Here is a 21481-nt window from a genome sequence, read left to right on the forward strand (position 1 = left end):
AATGAACGAAGCATCGACACACGCGGCCGGGAGGGTGGAGGGCAAATTCCAGTCCCGGCATTTCTGGCAGCTCACCGTCATCTGCGGCACGCAGTTCCTGGTCGCTCTCGACTATTCGATCATCAATGTCGCCGCCCCGAGCATTCGCGAGGGCATGGCATTTTCCGGAGACGGCATCGCCTGGGTTCTTTCCGCCTATCCACTCGCTTTCTGCGGCTTCCTCCTCCTCGGGGGAAGGGTCGCCGATCTGTTCGGAAGAAAGCGGGTGTTCATCTGGAGCATGGCCGGCTTCGTTCTCGCGTCGCTCCTCGCGGGCCTCGCCTGGTCGCCGGCGGCTCTTGTCGCGGGCCGTGCCCTGCAGGGGGTCGCCGCCGCGTTCATCGCCCCCGCGGGTCTGGGGCTGCTCCAGGCGGCCATCCCGGAAGGAGCGCGACGCGAACGCGCTCTCGGCATCTACGGGTCGGCGCTGTCGGCGGGGTTCGTCTCCGGCATGGTGCTCGGGGGTGTGCTCACCGAGTACGCCGGTTGGAGGTCCGTCTTCCTGATCAACGTGCCCATCGTCCTGGTCGCCGGGCTGCTCGCGAGGGCCTGTCTCGATGAGAGCCGGGATACGCACGCATCCCGCCACCTGGATCTCGTCGGCGTCGCCTTGGCGACCACGAGCATGGTCGCGCTCGTGTTCGCCCTCACCGAAGGGGAGAAGTACGGCTGGCTGTCGGCTCCGATCCTGCTCTGCGCCGGGATCGCGGTGCCTGCCGTGGCCCTGTTCATCTGGGTGGAGTCCCGGAAGGACAACGCCCTCGTGCCGATCTCCATCTTCCGCACCTCCGCCATCGGCGCGGCCAACCTGGTCACCGTCCTGCTGATCTGCTCCTACGGCGGGATGCTGTTCATTCTCACCCTCTACCTTCAGACGCATCTCGGGCTGGGCGCGCTCACGACCGGCTTGACGTTCGCGGTCTCGGGCGCGATCGCGATCGTCACCGGAATCTACGCGGGCAAGCTCGTCGAGCGCTTTGGCCTTTACCGCGTATTGCTTTCCGGGATCGTCATCGAGACGTTCGGCATTCTGGTCCTGGTGGGCCTGCCGGAAGGTCACGGACTCGCTCTCGTCCTGATCGGCACCTCCGTGAACGCGTTCGGCCACATCCTCGCGCTGATCACGACGAGCATCGCCGGCACGAACGGCGCCGACGAGGGGCGGCGGGCCACGGCCGGCGCTCTGATCAACGTCTCTCAGCAGCTGGGGTTGGCCGTCGGGGTCGGGGTCGTGACCTCGGTGGCGGCCCACTTCGCCACCGCTTCCGGTGGACCCGAGGCCATCCTGGCGGGCTGGCGCTGGGCTCTTTGGTGTTCGGTCGGGTTCGCGGTCGTGGCGGTCTTCACCACCGTCCTGCTGCGGAGACGTTTCAAGGGAGAGATCACGTAGATGCCGGCCCTGGCCCACTGCCGAGAAACCATATATACTCGGTATAATGGTTACCTTGGCTCCCAAGGCCCGGCCACCCTGGCAGGACGCCCACTTCATCGGCGGCCACCCGGTCCTGGACCTCACGAACACCGTCTTCGATCGCACCCACCCGGCCGAGGACGGCGAGCTGTTGAAGTCACCCTCGGACGTCTTGACGTGGTGCGCATCCGCGGGCCTGTTCGAGGAGGCGCCGACGTTGGCGGAGGCAGCCGCGAGCGGCCTCGTGCCAGAGGTCCAGGTTGTCCGCGAACAGGCGTGGGCCGTGTTCAGCGCGGTCGCGCATGGTCAAGCGGTGCCGGCCGGACCTTTCGGCGCACTTCTCGAACGGGCCGGTACGGGTGTGCGCGCCGAGCTGGTGCAGCAGATGGATCCCGCGCTCGACCGCTTCACCGTGGACTGGGCGGTGCCGGGAGCGATTCCCGCGGCCCTGTCATTGCTGGTGGTCCAGGCGCTGTTCACCCTTCCGCGCGACCGGATCAGGGCATGCGGAAGATGCGGTTGGCTGTTCCTGGACTCCTCGCGGGGCGGACGCCGCCGCTGGTGCAGCATGAACATCTGCGGCAATCGCGAGAAGGCGCGCCGCCACCGTCAGGGCCGGACGCACCGCTGACCGGCCGGGCGCCTCATCCGGCGTCACGCAGCGCCCGCCGCATGATCGGTCGATCGCCGCGCGGGCGGGCCACCTCGGCGAATCCGGCAGCGAGAAAGGCGCTGGCTATCCCGGTCATCGCCGTGTCCGCGCCCGCGCGTTTCCCGTCGCGGGGTTCGACCGGATAGCCCTCGGCGGTCGTGTAGCCCGCGGCGGCCGCGTACTCGCAGACGGCTTCGAGAATGGCCGGCAGCAGCCCGGAGCCACGATGTTTCCTCTGGACGAAGATGCACGTGATCGCGCAGACCGGCTCGTCGTCGAGGTTCGCGAGCAGCGGCGAACGCTCAAGCCTCGGGAACGAGGAACGTGGCCCGAGCGAGCACCATGCCACCGGCGTGCCGTCGTCGTAGACGACGACGCCGGGCGCCGGCTCGCGCTGGGCGAGACGCTTCATCGCTCGTTTGTTTCCCTCGCCCTTGCCTTCCATCCATTCCGCGATGGAGAGCCGCCAGTGCATGCACCAGCACCCACGGGCGCCTCCGTTCGTCCCGAGAACCGTCTCGAAGTCGCTCCAGGTCTTCTTGGACAGCTCTTCGACAGTCAGGGAACCGGACGCTTTTCGATCGCCACGAGCATTCATCGCCGCACCGCCAATCTGGAGTGAATAACCGGTATTGCGCTTTTATAGGTTACTATAGTCGAGCACGGTTGCATGGATTCATCTGGGTTAGCGACGACGGAGGGCCGATACGTGGCCGAAGAAGACGTCCTGGACATGCTCGAAGCCGAGGCGATCCACGTGCTGCGCGAGGTCGCCGGCGCCTTTCGCCGCCCGGTGTTGCTCTATTCGATCGGCAAGGACTCCTCGGTGCTGCTGCACCTGGCGATGAAGGCGTTCGCGCCCGGCCGGATGCCGTTCCCCGTGCTGCACATCGACACCGGCTGGAAGTTCCGCGAGATGATCGCCTTCCGGGATGACACGGCCAGGCGGCTGGAGCTCGACCTGCGGGTGCAGACCAACCCGGAGCGGGTGACGCCGTTCACCCACGGCGCGCACGAGTACACCCGGATCATGAAGACCGTCCCGCTGCGCCAGGCGCTCGATGACGGCGGGTTCGACGCGGCGATCGGCGGCGCGCGGCGCGACGAGGAGCGGTCGCGGGCCAAGGAAAGGATCTTCTCGCTGCGCGAGCCCGGCCATCGCTGGGAGCCGCGCTCGCAGCGTCCGGAGTTCTGGTGGTCGGCGAACACCGAGCTGGCCGGCGGCCAGTCGATGCGGGTGTTTCCGCTGTCCAACTGGACGGAGCTGGACGTCTGGCACTACATCCGGCGGGAGGGCATCCCCGTGGTGCCGCTGTACTTCAGCGCACCGCGCCCGGTCGTCGAGCGGGACGGATCGTTGATCATGGTGGACGACGAGCGTTTCCCGCTGTCGCCCGGCGAGCGGCCGCGGCTGCGCCACGTGCGCTTCCGCACGCTCGGCTGCTACCCGCTGACCGCGGCCGTCGAGTCCAAGGCCGAGACCCTCGACGAGATCATCGACGAGATGCGGCTCGACCGGCGGTCCGAACGCGCCGGCCGCCTCATCGACGGCGAGGGCGGCACATCCATAGAGAGCAAGAAGTCGGAGGGGTACTTCTGATGATTTCGGTGCTTCGAGTGGTCGCCTGTGGCTCGGTCGACGACGGCAAGTCCACCCTCATCGGTCGGCTGCTGGCCAACACCGGCAGCGCCACCGAGGACCAGCTCGACTACGCGCGGCGGACCAGGCGCGGCGGTTCCACGATCCCGGCGGGAGCGGTCGACTACTCGCTGCTGACCGACGGGTTGGAGGCAGAGCACGAGCAGGGCATCACCATCGACGTCGCCCACCGCTTCCTGGACCTGCCGTCCGGGCGCCGGGTGATCATCGCCGACGCCCCTGGACACGAGCAGTACACCCGCAACATGGCGGTCGCGGCGTCCACCGCGGACGTCGCCGTGTTACTCGTCGACGCCACCAAGGGGGTCCGCGAGCAGACCCATCGGCACCTGGCGATCTGCGCGCTGATGGGCGTGCGGGCCGTCATCGCGGTGGTCAACAAGCTCGACGCGGTGGGCTACGACCAGGCGGTGTTCGACAAGCTCGCGGGCGAGGTGCTGTCGGCGGCGGCCGGCCTCGACATGACGGCCGGCGTGATCCCGGCCAGCGCGCTCGGCGGGGACAACGTCGTCGACCCGTCGCCGAATCTGCCCTGGTACGACGGGCCGACGCTGCTCGGCGCGCTGTCCGCTTGGGAGCCGCCCGGCCGGCCGCAACCGGACGGCGCGGGCGACTACCGGCTGCCCGTCCAGTACGTGATCCGGGCGGACGACTTCCGCGGTTTCGCGGGCACGGTGGCCGCCGGCTCGCTCCGGCCGGGCGACACCGTCGCGGTCGCCGGCAGCGGCGTGGAGTCGAGGATCGACCGGCTGCTCGGCCCCGGCGGCGGCGACCTCGACCGCGCCGGCCCCGGCACCCCCGTGACGGTGACGCTGGCCGACGAGGTCGACGTCCGTCGCGGGGACCTGCTGACCACGCCGGGCACCCTCGGCAACGGGCTCTCCCCCGCCACCGCGTACTCCGCCACGCTGGTCTGGACCGCCGAGGAGCCGCTGCGGCACGGCCGCTCCTACCTGCTGATGGCCGGGTCGCGAACCGTGCCCGCCGTGGTCACGTCCGTGCGCGACCGGCTGGACGTGGTGTCCGGCCGGCAATTCGCCGCACGCACCCTCGACCTCAACGACATCGGCACGGTCGAGCTGACCACCGACACGCCGATCTGCCTGGACAGCTACCGGACGTGCCGGGACACGGGCAGCTTCCTGCTCGTGGACCGGGTCAGCAAGGAGACCGTGGCGGCCGGCATGGTCCGGCACGCGCTGCGGCGCGGCCGCAACGTCGTTCCCCACGCCTACACCGTCGACCGCGACGCCCGGCAACGGCTGAAGGGGCAGCGGGCCAAGGTGCTGTGGCTGACCGGCCTGCCGGGCGCCGGCAAGTCGACGCTCGCCAACGCGCTGGAGCGGCGGCTGCACGCCATGGGGCTGCACACCTACGTGCTCGACGGCGACAACGTCCGCAGTGGCCTGAACAAGGACCTCGGATTCACCCCGGAGGATCGCGCGGAGAACGTGCGCCGCGTCGCCGAGCTGACCCGCATCATGCTGGACGCCGGGCTGATCGTGATCGTCGCGCTGGTCTCGCCGTTCCGGACGGACCGGGTGGTGGCCAAGAGCCTGTTCCAGCCGGGCGACTTCGCCGAGGTCTGGGTGAACACGCCGGTCGAGGTGTGCGCGCGCCGGGACCCGAAGGGCCTGTACGCCCAGGCGAAGGCCGGCACGCTGCCCAACCTGACCGGCCTCGGCCAGGCCTACGAGCCGCCGGAGCACCCCGACCTGGTGGTCGACGGAGCCGGTTCGGTCGATGACGCGACGGAGGAGCTGTGCGCCCTGCTGCGTGACTGAGATGGTTCGCGCCGGCGTCAGCGGGTGAACAGGGCGCGGTGCAGCATCTCCCGTGCGCGTTTGTGGCGGTCGTCGCGCCGGGCGACGTCGCTGGTGGCCACGGCGCTCTCCCCCATGGAGATGGCGAGCATCAGGTCGTCGACCTCGACGACGGGATGGACGATGCCGGCCGCGCGGCCGGCATCGAGGAGAGGCTCGAAGCAGGCCGCGATGCGGCGGGCATGCTCGATGAACCATTGCAGGTCGGCGTTGGACAGGACCTGGGCGAGGCCGCGGTTGTCCAGTTGCAGGTCCAGGACGAAGTCGAACAGCTTGACCGCGCCGTCCAGCTGGTCCCGCAGCCCGGCGGCATGGTGCTCGATCTGGGCGACGTTGTCGGCGAAGACCGTGGCCGCGAGCTCCTCGCGGGTGGCGAAGTTGCGGTAGATCGTGGTGCGGCTCACTCCGGCGGCCCGGGCGATCTCCTCCAGCGCGACGTCGTGACCGCGTTCGGCGAACATCCGCCGGGCCGCGGTGAGCAGCCGGTCCCGGTTGCGGGCGGCGTCCTTCCGTGTCACTGGCGACCCACTTTCACGCACGCTCCCACCCTACTTGCCAGTTAACCGTACATGATTGTACGTTTAGCGGCGACAGAAACGTACACATATGTACGTTTTGAAATGGATCGGAGCGGACCATGCGTGGTTTGAGTAGGCGCGCGCACCGGTTGCCGGTAACACGAGCGTCGCGGCCACCGCGGTGAGGGTGACCAGCGCGTTGCGCAGGGGTCTTACGTGCATAGCCCTTCCTTCGTGAAGCAGGGACAAGTCAGCGCGAGACGAGCACCCGCACGTCCCAGGAGCCAAGGTCCAGCGACGTGCCGGCGGGGACGGCGGCGCCGGCCACGACGTCGGACAGCTCCACCGGCGCCTCGACGCGGGCGGGCTCCCAGCTCCAGTTGTGCACGACGTGGACACGACGCCCGTCCGGGGACGTCCCGGTGGTCGCGGTGACGGAGGCCGGCACGTCCCGCCAGCCGCTGACCGGGGAAGGCGCCAGCCACGCCGCGAGCGCGCGGGCGAGGTCGCGTCCGGGCACCGTGCCGGCGTAGGTCACGCGGCCCGCGCCGTGGCGGCGGGTGGTGATCGCCGGCCAGCGGCCGAAGTGCGGATGGACGTAGGTGGCGAGCACGTCGGCGTCCACGACGGTGAGGCCGTCGGCCCAGCGGGTGGCCGTCGCGTTCGCGGGCAGGTCGAGAAGGCCGCCGGGCACGGCACGCACGGGGAGGTCGCGCGTCAGGTTGCTGAACTCGTCGTAGCGCACGCCCGCCGCCTCGACGAGACGTGCGGGTGCGGGCTCCCGCCGCGCCCGGGCCTCGTGGTCGGCGTAGGCGGTGCGCGGGCCGAGGACCAGGTGGCCACCCGCGTGGGCGTAGGTCGCGAGCCAGTCGAGCGTGGCGTCGCCGGCGACGTACAGCGCCGGGACGACGAGGACCGGGTGACGGCGCGCGGCCTCCTCGGGCGTTGTCCCGGCCCGCTCGCCGCGGGGGTCGTGCAACTGCCGGGCGTGGACGATCCGCACCTGGCGGCCGGCGTCGAAGGCGCCCCGGTAGAAGGGGTCGAAGATCCGGTGGTAGGCGGCGGCGTCCGGGCCGCCGTCGGGGGCCGGCAGCGGCGGGTGCTTCTGCATGAGCCACTTGCTCGGCATCGAGTAGACCATCGTGATGTCGGCGTCCGGCTCCAGCCCCGCGACCAGCGGGCCGGCGGCCTCCAGCTCCGCTCCGAGGCGGGCGAGCTCGGCGTAGGTGCGGCCGGGCTGGTTGCTGTGCGGCAGGACCCCGCCCCAGTAGGTCTCGAAGCCGAAGTTCAGCGTGTGCCACTGCCAGTACTCGATCATCCGGGCGCCGCGCGCGACGTGCGCCCATGCGGCCTGCCGCCACTGGCCGTCGTAGGCGGGCCGGTTGTCCCACGGCGTGCCGATGTGCATGGCGTTGGTCTCGGTGACCAGGAACGGCGCCTGGCGGGAGGAGAACATCCGGTCCGCGGTCTGGTACATCGACCACACCCCGGTGGTCGCCCAGTTCTGCTCGACCTCGTCGGGAGTGCGGTCGGGGAGCTGCAGGGCGTCCTGCATGTAGTAGTACGGGTTGCCCCCGGCGACGTCGAGGCGGTCGGTCATCTCGTCGTCCTCGACCCCGGGCCGGGTGTAGGAGATGCACGTCGTGACGAACTGGCCGGGGCGGGCGTACTCGCGGACGAGGTCGGCCTGCCAGCCGATGAACTCCGTCACCTGGCGGGCCTGGAACTCCCGCCAGGCGACGTCGTACTGCGGCTGGAGGTTGCCGTCCGGCCTCCACAGGTCAGCCCACGCCGACAGGCGGTGCGACCAGTAGACCAGGCCCCACTCCCGGTTGAGGGTCTCCACGTCGCCGTATCGCCCGCGCAGCCAGTCGACGAAGCGCTGGAAGACGCCGTGGTTGTGCAGCAGGTGCAGGCCCGGCTCGTTGTCCACCTGGAAGCCGATGACCGCCGGGTGATCGGCGTACCGGCCGACGACCTCGCGGATCACCCGCTCGGCGTGGAAGCGGAAGGCGGGATGGGTGAAGTCGACCTCCTGGCGGGCGCCCCAGCCGATGCGCTGCCCGGTGGCGTGCTCGCCGGTGATCTCGGGGTAGAGCCGGACCAGCCACGGCGGGACCGCGTACGTCGGCGTCCCGAGGATCACCGAGATCCCGCGCTCGCGGGCGCCGTCGAGCACCGGCTCCAGCCAGTCGAGGTCGAACCGGCCGTTGTCCGGCTCCCAGGTCGACCAGACCGACTCGCCGACCCGGATGACGGTGAAGTGGGCTTCGGCCATCAGGTCGAGGTCGATCTTCAACCGTTCCGGGGACGGCTGGTACTCGTGATAGTAGGCAGCGCCGAACAGGACATGGGCCGGCAGAACCGCCATGGGGGAAACCTCCGAGGGAGTGGAAGGACGGCTCATTGCTTGACGCCGCCGGTTGTCAGACCGCTCTGCCAGTACCGCTGGAGCAGCAGGAACGCCACGACGAGCGGGATGACCGAGAGCAGGGACCCGGTCACGACGAGGGCGAGCAGGTTGCTGTCGGCCCCGGCCCCGCCTCCGACGGCCTGGGACGCCCAGGAGGCGAGGCCGACCGTGATCGGGTACAGGTTCGGGTCGTTGAGCATGATGAGCGGAAGGAAATAGTTGTTCCAGGTCGTGACGAGCGTGAAGAGCACGACCGTCACCAGGCCCGGCGCCAGCAGCCGCATGGCGATCTGGAAGAAGATCTTGGCCTCGCCGGCGCCGTCGATGCGGGCGGCCTCCAGGATGCTGTCCGGGACGGCGTCCTGGGCGTAGATGCGCATGAGGTAGAGGCCGAAGGGGCTGACGAGGGAGGGCAGGATGACGGCCCAGGGGGTGTTGACCAGCTCCACCTTCGCGAAGAGCAGGTACGTCGGGATCGCCAGCGCGGTGGTCGGCACCATGATGGCGCCGAGCACCAGGTTGAAGGCGGCGCGGTCGCCGCGGAAGCGGAACTTGGCGAATCCGTACCCGCCGGCGGCCGCCAGGAGCGCGGCCCCGAAGGCGCTGACGACGGCGTATCCGATCGTGTTGAGCAGCCAGTGCCCGAAGACCCCGTCGTCGTGGCCGAAGGTCGCCCCGATGTTGGCCAGCAGTTGCGGGCTGCGCGAGAACCACAGCCCGAACGTCGTGAACAGGTCCTGGGTGCTCTTGGTGGCGGCGACGACCAGCCAGAACAGCGGCAGGAGAAAGTACGCCAGCGCGGCCAGCATGGCGATCGTCAGCGGCGTGCTGTGCCGCCGGCGGGCTCTGCCCGGTGCGGTCATGGCTTCCTCCCGCGGTTGGCGGTGAGCAGGACGGCGTAGGAGACGATCACGATGACCACCCCGAGGAGGAAGGACACCGCTGCCGCGTAGTTGATCTGCTGGCTGGTGAAGGCGAGGGAGTAGGCGTAGAGGTTGGCGGTGTAGGCGCTGTCGATGACGTCCGGGGCCAGGCGCTGCAACAGGTTCGGCTCGTTGAACAGCTGGAAGCTGCCGATCACGGAGAACACCAGGGCCAGCAGGAGCGCCGGGCGCAGCGCCGGCAGCTTGACGCTCCAGGCGATCCGCCAGGCACCGGCCCCGTCCATCGCGGCGGCCTCGTAGAGCTCCTGGGGGATGGCCCGCAGGGCGGCGTACAGCAAGATCATGTTGTAGCCCACGAACTCCCAGGTCACGACGTTCGCCAGGCTCCCGAGCATCCAGCCGTCGCTCAGGAAGGGCGGCACCGGCAGGTGGAGCGCCTTGCTCAGCTGGGCGAACGGGCCGTAGTCCGGCCCGTAGAGGTAACCCCACATGAGCGAGGCGACGACGCTCGGGACCGCGTACGGGACGAAGACGCCGAGCCGCACCACCCGCGCGAGCCGCAGCACCCCGCTGTCGAGCGCGAGCGCGAACAGCAGCGCCAGCAGCAGCATCACGGGCACCTGGATCACGAAGAACGCCGCGACGCGGGCGACCCCCTTGATGAGGAGCGGGTCCTGGACGGCGGTCACGTAGTTCTCCAGCCCGACGAACGTCGCCCCGCCGATGAGCCGGTCCTGGAACAGGCTGAGGTAGGCGGCGTAGCCGAGCGGAGCCAGGAAGAGCAACAGGAACAGCACCAGGAACGGGGCGACGAACAGCGGCCCCGCCGCCCGTTTCCGGCCGCGGCCGCGTCGGTGACGTGTCGCCGCCGCCCGGTGCGGATGCTCGCGCGAGGCCGTGGTTATGGCGGTCATAGTCGGCCCTTTCTGCGGTGGTGGGGGGGGGGGGGGGGGGGGGGGGGGGGGGGGAGGGGGGGTCCCGCACGGTAAGTGCGGGACCCGGCGGCGGTCACTGGTCCTTGACGGTGAAGCCCTGGCTCTTGGCGAACGTGGTGATCCGCGTCTGCCACTCGTCGAGCGCGGCGGCGGTGTCGGTCTTGCCGGCCAGGGACTTGCCGACGGTCTCCGTCCAGTCCGTCACCACCCGGTCGAGGAACGGCGGCCACTGGAAGGAGCTGTTGACCGTGCCGCTGATGTCGGCGAACACCTGGTTGACCTGCTGACCGCCGTAGAAGGCGGGCTTCTCGCCGACGTAGCTTTGGTCGGCGAGCAGCGCCTTGGTCGCCGGGAAGAAGAACTGCTTGGTGGCGAACAGCTTGGCGCTCTCGGGGTCGCTGTTGAGGAACTGGGCGAACGTCGCGGCCGCGATCGGGTTCTTGGTCGTCCTGGTGACCGCGCTGGTCGAGCCGCCCCAGTTGCCGGAGACCGGCTTGGCCGGGTCCCACTGCGGCAGCGGGGCCGCCCGCCACTTCCCGGCGGTCGACTTGGCCGCGCCGGACAGGAAGACCGGTCCCCAGGCCGCGGTGATCCAGGTGGCGTACTTGCCCTTGTTGAGCGCGGAGTACCAGGCGTCGGTGAAGTCCGGCTCGGCGCCGATGACGCCCTCCTTCGCGAGCCCGCCCCAGTACGTGGCGAGCTTCTTGGAGGTCTCGTCGTTGACCTTGATGGAGATCTCGCTCTTGTTAGCGTTAACGTAAGGCTTCGCCCCGGCCTGCCAGAGCAGGCCGTGCCAGGCGGCGGCCTCGTTCGAGGCGAGGTTGGTCAGGTAGACGTCCGGGTCGGCCGCGTGGAGCTTGCGCGCCGCGGCGGCGAACTCGTCCCAGGTCTTCGGCACCTGGATGCCGTGCTTGTCGAAGATGTCCTTGCGGTACAGCATGCCCATCGGGCCGGTGTCCTGCGGGATCGCCCAGACCTCCCCGCCCGCGCCGCTGACCTGCCCCCACGTCCAGTCGACGAACCTGTCCTTCAGCGCCGAGGCTCCGTAGGGCCGCAGGTCCAGCAGGCTGTCGGTGATCGTGAACGTCGGGATGTACTGGTACTCGATCTGCACGACGTCAGGAGCGCCGGTGCCCGCCTTGAGGGCCGTGCGCAGCTTGGTGTACTGCGGCACGCCCTGTCCGGCGTTGACGACCTTGACCTTGATCGCCGGGTACTTCTTCTCGAAGAGCGCGACCTCCTGCTGGATGTCCGGGACCCAGGTCCAGAACGTCAGCTCGGTCGGGGTGGACATCGCCTTGTCGATGTCGGCCTGGCTCGCGGCGGCGGAGGGGGCCGCCGAAGCGGCGCCGCCACCGGCGCCGCTGCCGCCGCCGCACGCGGCCAGCGCCACGCACAGCGACATCGCTCCGGCCGTGGCGAGAACGAGCCGGCGGCTGATCGGGGGGTGAGCAGATGGGGGCATGGGGAACTCCCGTCAAAGGGCAAAGACGATCGGCACGCCCGGTGAAGGACGGACGTGGCCGGGGCCACTCGGGTGGCCGTGACGGTCTGGCTTGACGCTGATCGGCGCTGATCAGCGAGAGGTCGCACGCGCGCGTCCCGGGGTCCTCCGGGGCGGGGGCGCGGTCGAGGCGCGGACGACGAGCTCGACCGGGTGGTCGGCCGCCGGTGGAAGGTCTTCGTGCGGCTGTTCGATGGCATGGACGAGGAGCCGGAGTCCCCCCGTCGCCACGGCGTCGAACGGCTGGCGCACCGTGGTGAGCGGAGGGGTCACGTACGCGGCGACGGGGATGTCGTCGTAACCGACGACGCTGACGTCGTCCGGCACCCGGCGACCGGCCTCCACCAGCGCGCGGATCACGCCGATGGCCATGTCGTCGTTGGCGGCGAACACGGCGGTCACGTCGCGGTCGGTGGCCAGCTGCCGGCCTGCCGCGTATCCCGACGCGGCCGACCAGTCGCCCTCGACGACAGGCGGTTCGCCGAGGCCGCGGGCCGCCAGCGCGGCCCGCCACGCCGCCAGCCGCTCCCTGGCGGCATACCAGCGCTGCGGGCCGGCGACGTGGTGGACGGTCGCGTGCCCCAGATCCAGCAGATGCTCGGTGGCGGCGTGGGCCAGCTCGTCGGAGCCGACGCCCGCGGTCACCAAGCGTGGGGCGGAAAAGGGCAGGGGGGTGCCGAAGACGAGAACGGGCACGTCGGCGCGGATGAGCTCCGCCCCCTCGTCGATCGGCTCGGAGATGACGATGCCGTCCACGCCCTGCTCCAGGAGCGATTCCACGGCGCCGGCGATGCCCGACGGGTCGCCCTCCATGGTGTTGACCACGCGGAGCGCGTAGCCCGTGTCGCGGACGGCTCGTTCGATTCCCATGAGTAAGGAGGCTGGGCCGTACAGGGCCGTGCCGAGCGTGACCACGCCGATGGAACGGCTCCGTCCGGAGGCGAGCGCCCGGGCCGCGTTGTTGAGCCGGTAGCCGAGTTGCTCGGCGGCGGCGAGCACACGCCCGCGCACCTCGGCGGAGACGTACGGCTCGTTGTTGAGGACCCTGGACACGGTCTTCTGCGAGACGCCCGCCAGGCGCGCCACGTCGACGGCCCGCGGCGTGGAGGCGCTGCCGCCCCGCCTCAGCTCTCGTGTCATGGTCACTCTCCCGATGCCGGCCGACCTCGCATCTACCGAGGTCAACCATGTGACTGCGCAGTCATGTCTGCGCAGTCATATCTACGCAGCCCGGGAGACACACGTCAAGAGTCCGCAACACATCCGTAACCTGCGGAGCGAGTGACACGGCCGGGAGGCGCCGCGACAGAAGGCCGACAGCCGCGCGACAGGCGCGGCTGGTTTCCTGGCAGAGGTCAACGGTGGCGCCGTCCCGCGCTTGCGGCGAGGGCGGTCGTCCCCACGGAGAGCCATCGGGAGGCAATCATGAACCAGTCGTATGCCGGGTTCGCCGGCGACCCCGCTCTGGAGCTGGACCAGGCGTTCAAGGTGAACACGCTCAGCGAGGACCGTGCCAGTGCCACCATCAGCGCGGTCACGCGGATCTGCTCCGGAACGGTGTCCTGCTGTGCCTGATCTTTCCGGGTACGCCCTCGCGGGCGTACCCGCCCCTTTACGCGCGGCTCCGCTGGCGGAGCGCCTCCAGGCCCCCTCCCCCGGCCCGCCGGGCGAGGACGCCAGGCGACGGCTGGCCGGGTGGCGCTCCGCCAAGCCGTTCGACACCCCGGGGCTCTGGCAGCGGCGGCTGGCGGCCGACGGCCTGGACGAGGATCGCCTGCTCGCCCTGCTGGCGGGTCCCGCCGGCACCGGTGAGCAGCCGGAGTGGATGGGCTTCGTCCACGACAGCGGTTTCCTGCTCGACGGCGGCCCCGGCGCGGACTGGGAGCTGACCCGGATCAACCTGCTCTCGACGCTGGTGGCCCCGCTGCCACGGCACGGCCGCGAGCTGCTGCGCGCACGGCTCGACGGGCTCGGCGGCGCGCTGTTCGAGGACGGGGTGTTCCTGGAGCAGGCGTTCGGCCCGCTGACGGAGCTCCTGCATCGCCTCGTGGCCCGTACCGCCGTGGTGGAGCTGCGGGAGGCACGCGACGCGGGCGCGCTGGGAGAGGGCGGCAGCGAGGAGCGGTTCGGCCGGTTCGTGGCCGCTCACGAGCACGCCGAGGGCCGGGCGCGGCTGCTGGAGCGGTATCCGGTGCTCGTCCGCCAGCTCGCCGTCGCCGTGCGGAACTGGGTGCGCACCAGCGCGCTGCTGGCCGAGCGGCTGGTGGCCGACGCGGACGCCCTCGGCGTGACGAGCCCGCCGGTCGAGCTGCACAGCGGTCTCGGCGACCGGCACAGGGGCGGGTTCACCGTGTGCCGGCTGCGCTTCCAGGACGGCCTCCAGATCATGTACAAGCCGCGGCCGCTCGCCGTGGACGCGCACTTCCAGGAGTTGGTCCGCTGGTTCAACGACCACGGCGCCGGCCGTCCGCTGCGGACCCTCAAGGTGCTGGACCGCGGGGACTACGGCTGGGTGGAGTACGTACGGCCGCGGCCGTGCGCGAGCCGCCAGGCGCTGCGCGACTTCTACCACCGGCAGGGTTTCCTGCTCGCGCTGCTGCACCTGCTGCGGGCCACCGACTTCCACGCGGAGAACCTGATCGCCGCGGGCGACCAGCCGGTGCTGGTCGACCTGGAGTCGCTGCTCGCCCCCGAGCTGCCGCTGCGCGACACCAGGGTGACGGCGGTCGAGCACGCCATGGGGCAGCTCACCATCGGGTCCGTACTGGCCGTCGGGCTGCTGCCGCAACCGGCCTGGACGGCCGAGGACGGCACGCTCGTCGACGTGTCCGGCATGGGCCACCCCACGAACCTGAACAGCCCGATGCCCGTCCCGTTCCTGGTGGACCTGGGCAAGGACACCATGCGCATCGAGCTGGCGCACAAGCCGATGCAGACGCCCGATCACCGGCCCGTCACGCCGGACGCCCCGCTCGACCTGAACGAGTTCCGCGAGGACGTGCTCGACGGGTTCACCGAGGCGTACCGGATCTGCGAACGCGAGCGGGAGGCGCTCGCGGGCGTGCTGGAGACGTTCCGCGGGGACCGGGTCAGGGTGATCGTCCGGCCGACCATCCTGTACGAGGCCATCCTGCGCACCGCCTTCCATCCGACGCTGCTGGGCGACGGCTCCGACCGTGACCGGCACTTCGACGCGCTGTGGCGGGAGTCGCCATACCTGCCCGCGCTCGACCCGTGCATCGCCGCCGAGCGCCGCGACCTCTGGAACAACGACGTGCCGTACTTCAGCGCCGTCACCGACGGCGACGCGCTGCTGGCCGGTGACGACGAGCCGGTGCCCGGAATCTGGTTGCGGCCCGCGATGGACGCGGTGCTCGAACGCCTGCGTACGCTCGGGCCCGAGGACTACGCCAGGCAGCGCTGGCTGGTGCACGGCACCATCGGCCTGGCCGCGGCGAACGACCACAGTCTCCAGGTCATGCCGTCCTACCGGCTCGAACCGGTCGCGGGAGAGCCTGACGCCCTCGTGAGCGCCGCCGCGCGCATCGGCGAACACCTGCGCGAGCTCGCGATCACGGCGGAAGGCGGCGCGCAGTGGTTCGGCGTCAACGCCACCACGGACGGCCAGTGGTCGCTCGGAAGGTTGCGGCCCGACCTGTTCCACGGGCTGAGCGGCATCGCCCTGTTCCTGGGCCACCTCGGCGCGCTGAGCGGCGACGACCGGCACACCGAGCTGGCGCGCGCCGCCTTGGAGACCGCTCTCGGGCAGGTCGGGCGCGGCCTGCTGGGCCGGGATCTGGGGATGATCGGCTATGGCGGCTTCGTGTACGCCCTCAGCCACCTCGCCGCCCTGTGGCAGGACGACCGCCTGCTCGGCCAGGCGACGAGGCTGCTGGAGCCGCTGGGCGCCGCGATCGAGGCCGACCGCGAGTACGACATCGTCGGCGGCTGCTCGGGCGTGCTCGCCTGTCTGCCCAGCCTGCACGCCCTGACCGGGGAGCGGCGCGTGCTGGAGGTCATGGACAAGGCGGCCCGGCACCTGTTGAACAGCCGCACCGGGCCGAGCTGGTTCTCCGACTCCCTTCGGGGCCATGCGGATCGCCCCATCTCGGGCTTCTCCCACGGCACGGGCGGCATGGGCTGGGCGCTGGGCCAAGCGGGCGAGCTGCTGTCGGAAGACGCCTACGTACGCGCGGGCATCGAAGCGATCCGCCACGAGCAGGAAAGCTTCGACCCCGGCACGGGAACCTTCGCCGAGCTGCGCGACCATTCCGCGCTGGACATTCCCGCCGACGCACCGCCCACCACGTTCTGGTGCTACGGCGCGATGGGCATCGGCCTCAGCCGGGTGCTGGCCTCCCGATGGCTGACCGGGCCGCTCGCGCGGGCCGAGGTCGAGGCCGCCCTGACGGTCACCAGGGCGCACGGCTTCGGGCGCAGCCAGTGCCTGTGCCACGGCGACTTCGGCAACCTCGAACTCCTCCTGCAGGCGGCCACCCTCAGAAACGATCCTGGGCTGCGCGCCGAGGCCGCCGGCCTGGCGCACGCCTCCGCCGCCCGGCAGGAGTGGGCGTGCGGCACGGTGAGCGGGGTCCAGGTGCCGGGCCTGATGACCGGGCTCGCCGGCATCGGGTACGGCATGCTCCGCGCTGCCAGGCCGGACCGCGTTCCCGCCGTGATCGCCCTGGAGCGCCCGAGCCACCAGGCGTGACCCGCTCAGCCCGCATCGGCGCTCCCGTTGCCGCCGGGGGCGGACACCAGAGCGGCGATGTAGTCGGAGACCGCGGCGACGGTGGGCTGCCGCCACAGCAGGGTCGTCGGCAGCGAGCACCGGAACCGTTTCTCCAGCCGCCGCCGGACCACCACCGTCAGCACCGAGTCCAGCCCCTGCTCGACCAGCGGCCGGTGCGGTGACAGGTCGGTGGGGGCCAGCCGCATCTCCTTGGCGATCTGCGCGCCGACCTCTTCGAGCAGGAACGCGCGCAGTTCCGCCGGCCCCAGGTCGGCGATCGATTCGGCGGGCCGTACGCCTTCGGAGCCGTTCTCCGCGGCGGCCGGCACGTCGATCACCGGGTAGCGCAGTCCCGACAGCCAGCCGACGACGGCGCCGCCGGCGTCGGTCAGCCGTACCTGCACCGTGTCGCCGCGCTCGGGGTCGAGCCACACCTCGATGTCCACCGTGTCCGGCGGCTCTCCGACCGTGACCAGCCGGTCGACGTTCGTCACCATGCGAAGCAGCGGGTCGCCGGGGAACGCGCTCGGCGCCACCGACATCGCCGCGTCCAGCACGGGCGCCCACGTGGCGGCCGGCCCGCACCGTACCCGGGCGCGCAGCGCGCCATGGCCGCGCAGCAGCTCCTCGACCGTCCAGTCGAACCCGGTCTCCGGTACGCCGACCGCGGCGAGCCGCTGGTGGACCAGGTCCGGCTCCACCGATGTGAGCGGCCGCGCCGGTGGCGCGGGCGCCCGGCCCGGCGTGGCGGGCACCGCGGCGGTGGCGATCAGCTGCCAGGCGGCGTCCGGTTCGCCCGCGGCACGGGCGGCCAGCCGCAGCTCGGCTCCCTGCCGGACGACCTGGACCTCGCGGCGGTCGGCGGTCAGCAGCGGCGCCGACATCGTCACCTCGCCGAGTGTCTGGCCTCCGGCGGCGGCGAAGAAGGTCGCCGCGAGCACCGCGGCCGGCACGATCTCCACGCCCTCGATGGCGTGGCTGCCGGGATAGGGCCGCGTCTGGTCGTCCACGCCGGTCCGCCAGAGCCGTACGTCGGTGCCCGCGAGCTCGATGCCGTCGCCGAGCAGCGTGTGCGTGTCCGGATCGTGGCCGCGCCCGGCGGTGTCCGGGGCCGACGGCGCGCGCCAGTGCCTGCGGTGCTGCCAGGGGTAGGAGGGGAGCACGACCGGGCCGCCGGCCGGCTGCAGCCGACGCCAGTCCACCTCGAGGCCGGCGCAGTGCGCCGCGGCCACACCGGCCGTCAGGGTGACCCGCGGGGAACGGTTCCGCCGCAACGACGCGCCGACGAAGACCTCCTCGTGGCCGCCCGCGCCCAGGGTCTCCAGCACCGAGTGGGTGACCACCGGGTGCGGGGAGATCTCGACGAACGCGCGGTATCCGTCGTCCGCGGCCGCCGCGACGGCGTCGGCCAGGCGTACCGGCCGGCGCAGGTTGGCCGCCCAGTACGTGCCGGCGAAGTCATGACTCGCCCGCGGATCGTCCAGCGCCGTCGAGTAGACGCGGATGCCGGGGGCGCCGGCCGTGAGGTCGGCCGCGGCGGCGGTCAGGTCGGCCAGCAGTGGATCCATCTGCGGCCCGTGGAAGGCCACGTCCGAGGCGACCCGGCGGGCCGGGATCCCCTCTTCGAGCCAGCCGGCCAGCACCTCGGCGACGGCGTCCGGATCGCCGGAGACGACCGTCGAGCCGGGCGAGGACGCGATCGCGGCGACCACGTCCGTACGGTCTCCCAGCAGCCGCGCCGCCTCGGCGAACGGCAGCTGCACCATGGCCATCGCGCCGCGACCGGCGACCCGCCGCAGCAGCGAAGACCGGCGGCAGATCAGCCGGGCTCCGTCGAGGCGGCTCAGCGCCCCGGCCGTCACGGCGGCGGCGATCTCGCCGACCGAATGGCCGATGACCGCGTGCGGACGCACCCCATGCTCGCGCCACAGCTCGACGAGGCCGAGCTGCATCGCGAAGATCATGGTCTGGATCCGGTCCACCTCGGTCAGCTCGTCCTCGGCGAGCACCTTCCGTGGCGAGAAGCCGATCTCGGTGGCGAACACCGGCTCCAGCTCGTCGATCACCGCGGCGAACGCCGGCTCGGTCTCCAGCAGTTCCCGGCCCATGCCGGCCCACTGCGAGCCGTGCCCGGAGAACACGAACACCGGGCCGGGGCCGGGGTCGAGGAGCACCCGCCCGGTGGTCACGGCGTCGTGCGGGGTGCCGGCCGACAGGGCGCTCAGGCGCTCGGCCAGCGTGGCCGGATCCTGCGCCGCCACCACCGCCCGGTGCGGCAGGTGGGCCCGGCGCAGGGCGAGCGTGTGCCCGACGTCGGCCATCGGCAGGCGACCGGCGACGTCGGCGAGGTTGCCGGCGGCCTGCCGCAGCGCCGCCCGCGACGTGGCGGACACCGGGTACAGCAGGCCCGCGGTCCCTTCGGCGGGTGGTCCCAGGGTCGCTTGGGCGGAGGGCTCCGCGGTCCCTTCGGCGGACGGCGCCGCGGTCCTTTCGGCGGGCGGTCGGGCCGGCGGCGCCTCTTCGAGGACGACGTGGGCGACGGTGCCGCCGTAGCCGAAGGCGGAGACCGCGGCCCGGCGCGGATGGGCGGAGCCGGGCCACGGCGTCGGCGCGTCGACCACGCGCAGCCCGGCGCCCTCCCAGTCGACGGCCGGTGTGGGAGTGTCGAGCCGGCTCGGCGGGATCTCGCCGCGTTCGAGCGCCAGGACGGCCTTGACCAGGCCGGCGATGCCGGCGGCGCCCTCGAGGTGGCCGATGTTGGACTTGGCCGAGCCGATCAGGCACGGCTGCTCCGGCGGCCTGCCCGCCCCGTACACGGCGCTCAGCGCGCCGGCTTCGAGGGGGTCGCCGACCGCGGTGCCGGTGCCGTGCGCCTCGACGTAGCCGACCGTGCCCGGCTCCACGCCGGCCTGCCGCAGCGCGCGGCGCATGACGTGCTCCTGCGCCTGGCCGCACGGCGCCATGATGCCCGCGGTGCGGCCGTCCTGGTTGACGGCGCTGCCGCGGATGGTCGCGAGGACCCGGTCCCCGTCGCGTACGGCGTCGGCGAGCCGCTTGAGCACCACGACCACCGCGCCCTCGCCCCGCCCGTACCCGTCGGCGGCGGCGTCGAACGACTTGCTCCGCCCGTCCGGCGCCAGGGTGCCCGCGGCGTCCAGGGTGAGCGTCTCGCCGGGCGACAGGATGAGGTTGACCCCGCCGGCCAGCACCACGTCGGTCTCGCCGGCCCGCAGGGCCTGCACGCCCAGGTGCACGGCGACCAGCGACGCCGAGCACGCCGTGTCCACCGCCAGGCTCGGGCCGCGCAGGTCGAGCGCGTACGACACGCGGTTGGCCACCGCGCAGCCGGCGGCGCCGATCCCGGTCCACGCCTCGATGTCGGGCAGGTCCTCCAGCAGCCGATGCCCGTAGTCGCCGGTGCAGACGCCCACGTACACGCCCGCGTCCGTGCCGGCCAGCACGTCCGGCGACACCCCGGCGTGCTCCAGCGCCTCCCACGCGGTCTCCATCACGAGACGCTGCTGCGGGTCCATCAGCTCCGCCTCGCGCGGCGAGAGCCCGAAGAATTCCGCGTCGAAGTCGGCCACCCCGTCCAGGAAGCTGCCGCGCGAGAGGGTGCGGCGTACCGCCGCCGCGTACGACGGGCCGCGGTCGGCGTAGTCGCGCCAGCGGTCGGCGGGCGCCGGTCCGCTGGCGTCCCGCCCTTCGCACAGCAGGTTCCAGTACTCCTCCGGCGAGCCGACGCCGCCAGGCAGGCGGCAGCCGATCCCGATCAGCGCGATCGTCTCGACCGGTCGGTCCATCACACGTCACCTCCCCGTACCCGCGCCCACACGGGCGACTCGAGAATCTCCACGACGGCGCCCGAGATCGTCACGCCCGGGCCGAAGCCGAACATCAGCAGGTGGTCGCCGGGTTTCAGGGCGCCGTCGCGGACCAGATGCTCCAGCGCGAGGATCTGGTCGCTGGCCCCGCAGTGGCCGATCGTCCGGCCGAAGTCCCAGACCGACCGGGACGCCGGAATGCCCAGCCGGTGCTCGCAGATCTGGTCGGCGATCTCCTGCGAGGTGTTCATGCACGCCACCCGGGTCACGTCATCGGCCTTGATCCCGGCCTCCGACAGGGCCCGGTCGATCACTTCGGCCATCCGGTCGTCCAGCCTCACGAGTACCCCGGTCCCGTCGCCCTCGACGACCGCGCGCCGCCGGAACACGTCGTTGTGCGCCGCGAAGTCCACCGTGCGGCCCTCGGTGATCCCGGGCGGGAACAGCGGCTCGGCGCAGCGGTGCATCTCCTCGGCCTCCGACACCGACATCGTGCACACCGACGCCAGCCGGGCGAACCCGGGCTCGGTGTCGAGCACGAGGGCGCTGCCCGCGTCACCGGCGACGGCCCCGGGCAGCATCCGCCACCGGTCGACGAGCGGGGTGCCGTAGTTGTCGGCGGCGACCAGCAGCGCCGCCTGGCGGCCGGGCGCCGCGCGCAGGTAGCTCGCGGCCAGCTCCAGGGCGGCGAACATGCCGTTGCAGCCCTGCTTGAGCTGGGTGGACAGAACGCCGTCGCCGACCAGATGGCGCTGCACGTACGACTGGGGCGGCCAGCCCTCCGGCCCCTGATGCCAGGTCGAGACGTACAGCAGCAGGTCCAGCTCGGTGGGGGAACGCCCGCTGCGGGCCACCGCGCTCCGCGCCGCCCGTAACGCCATCTCCGGCGGCGGGACGTCACCGGCCACCGCGACCGCGGCGAGCCGGTGCAGCTCGACCTCCTCGGCCGGATACCATCCCGCCGCCACGGCGTGCTCCACGCTCACCGTGGCAGGAAGGTACGACCCGACCCCGCTGATGTACATGTCCGCCGTCTCCATGCCGCCTCCCGGGCTCGTCGAACTCGATCGTCGCTGCGCGCGCCTG

Annotated in this window: 15 protein-coding genes; 6 read left to right on the plus strand and 9 right to left on the minus strand. The window is 71.8% G+C overall.

Features of this window, described 5'->3' with window-relative positions; translation table 11 throughout:
- The first annotated feature begins 1 nt into the window (after window position 1).
- Both ACFKCF_RS24335 and ACFKCF_RS24340 read left to right on the plus strand, forming a co-directional pair.
- Window positions 2-1429, plus strand: coding sequence for an MFS transporter (locus tag ACFKCF_RS24335; protein ID WP_394496935.1), 1428 nt, complete (start codon window positions 2-4; stop codon window positions 1427-1429).
- A 46-nt stretch (window positions 1430-1475) separates the two neighbouring features.
- Entirely contained in the window at window positions 1476-2081 is a 606-nt protein-coding gene (locus ACFKCF_RS24340) for a CGNR zinc finger domain-containing protein (protein ID WP_394496936.1), read from the plus strand.
- A gap of 13 nt (window positions 2082-2094) precedes the next feature.
- Here ACFKCF_RS24340 and ACFKCF_RS24345 read toward each other — a convergent pair whose 3' ends face one another.
- Window positions 2095-2700, minus strand: coding sequence for a GNAT family N-acetyltransferase (locus ACFKCF_RS24345; protein WP_394496938.1), 606 nt, complete (start codon window positions 2698-2700; stop codon window positions 2095-2097).
- A 111-nt stretch (window positions 2701-2811) separates the two neighbouring features.
- On the opposite strand from ACFKCF_RS24345, the gene cysD reads away from it, so the two are divergent.
- Window positions 2812-3702, plus strand: a complete 891-nt coding sequence (cysD, locus tag ACFKCF_RS24350; protein ID WP_394496940.1) for a sulfate adenylyltransferase subunit CysD — start codon at window positions 2812-2814, stop codon at window positions 3700-3702.
- An 8-nt stretch (window positions 3703-3710) separates the two neighbouring features.
- Window positions 3711-5546, plus strand: coding sequence for an adenylyl-sulfate kinase (cysC, locus tag ACFKCF_RS24355; protein ID WP_394496942.1), 1836 nt, complete (start codon window positions 3711-3713; stop codon window positions 5544-5546).
- Between the two features lie 17 nt (window positions 5547-5563).
- On the opposite strand, the gene ACFKCF_RS24360 is transcribed toward cysC, so the two are convergent.
- The 6 genes from ACFKCF_RS24360 to ACFKCF_RS24385 form a co-directional block, all read right to left on the minus strand.
- A complete protein-coding gene (locus ACFKCF_RS24360; protein WP_394496944.1) occupies window positions 5564-6103 on the minus strand; it encodes a TetR/AcrR family transcriptional regulator in 540 nt (179 codons plus the stop codon).
- A gap of 250 nt (window positions 6104-6353) precedes the next feature.
- On the minus strand, window positions 6354-8474 hold the full coding sequence (locus tag ACFKCF_RS24365) for a beta-galactosidase (protein ID WP_394496946.1): 2121 nt from the start codon (window positions 8472-8474) through the stop codon (window positions 6354-6356).
- Window positions 8475-8506: 32 nt separating this feature from the next.
- Window positions 8507-9379: a carbohydrate ABC transporter permease gene (locus ACFKCF_RS24370; protein ID WP_394496948.1), complete on the minus strand. Its 873-nt coding sequence runs from the start codon at window positions 9377-9379 to the stop codon at window positions 8507-8509.
- Complete coding sequence (locus ACFKCF_RS24375) at window positions 9376-10314, minus strand: carbohydrate ABC transporter permease (RefSeq protein ID WP_394496950.1); 939 nt, start codon at window positions 10312-10314, stop codon at window positions 9376-9378. The genes ACFKCF_RS24370 and ACFKCF_RS24375 overlap by 4 nt, the downstream gene beginning before the upstream one ends.
- A 94-nt stretch (window positions 10315-10408) precedes the next feature.
- The gene (locus tag ACFKCF_RS24380) at window positions 10409-11800 is read right to left on the minus strand and encodes an extracellular solute-binding protein (protein ID WP_394496952.1); all 1392 of its coding nucleotides are present in this window, start codon (window positions 11798-11800) and stop codon (window positions 10409-10411) included.
- Between the two features lie 111 nt (window positions 11801-11911).
- Window positions 11912-12979, minus strand: a complete 1068-nt coding sequence (locus tag ACFKCF_RS24385; protein ID WP_394496954.1) for a LacI family DNA-binding transcriptional regulator — start codon at window positions 12977-12979, stop codon at window positions 11912-11914.
- Window positions 12980-13264: 285 nt separating this feature from the next.
- Between ACFKCF_RS24385 and ACFKCF_RS24390 the strand changes: the two genes are divergently transcribed.
- Together ACFKCF_RS24390 and ACFKCF_RS24395 are read left to right on the plus strand one after the other, a co-directional pair.
- The gene (locus ACFKCF_RS24390; protein ID WP_319719248.1) at window positions 13265-13414 is read left to right on the plus strand and encodes a hypothetical protein; all 150 of its coding nucleotides are present in this window, start codon (window positions 13265-13267) and stop codon (window positions 13412-13414) included.
- On the plus strand, window positions 13407-16550 hold the full coding sequence (locus tag ACFKCF_RS24395) for a type 2 lanthipeptide synthetase LanM family protein (RefSeq protein WP_394496956.1): 3144 nt from the start codon (window positions 13407-13409) through the stop codon (window positions 16548-16550). The genes ACFKCF_RS24390 and ACFKCF_RS24395 overlap by 8 nt, the downstream gene beginning before the upstream one ends.
- Before the next feature lie 5 nt (window positions 16551-16555).
- On the opposite strand, the gene ACFKCF_RS24400 is transcribed toward ACFKCF_RS24395, so the two are convergent.
- Window positions 16556-20374, minus strand: coding sequence for a type I polyketide synthase (locus ACFKCF_RS24400; RefSeq protein WP_394496957.1), 3819 nt, complete (start codon window positions 20372-20374; stop codon window positions 16556-16558).
- Window positions 20374-21435 carry a ketoacyl-ACP synthase III family protein gene (locus tag ACFKCF_RS24405; protein WP_394496958.1) on the minus strand — a complete coding sequence of 354 codons (1062 nt, stop codon included), beginning with the start codon at window positions 21433-21435 and terminating at the stop codon, window positions 20374-20376. Before ACFKCF_RS24405 ends, ACFKCF_RS24400 begins: the two co-directional genes overlap by 1 nt.
- Between the last annotated feature and the right edge of the window lie 46 nt (window positions 21436-21481).

It is taken from the genome of Nonomuraea sp. JJY05 (assembly GCF_043496855.1).
Lineage (GTDB): Bacteria > Actinomycetota > Actinomycetes > Streptosporangiales > Streptosporangiaceae > Nonomuraea.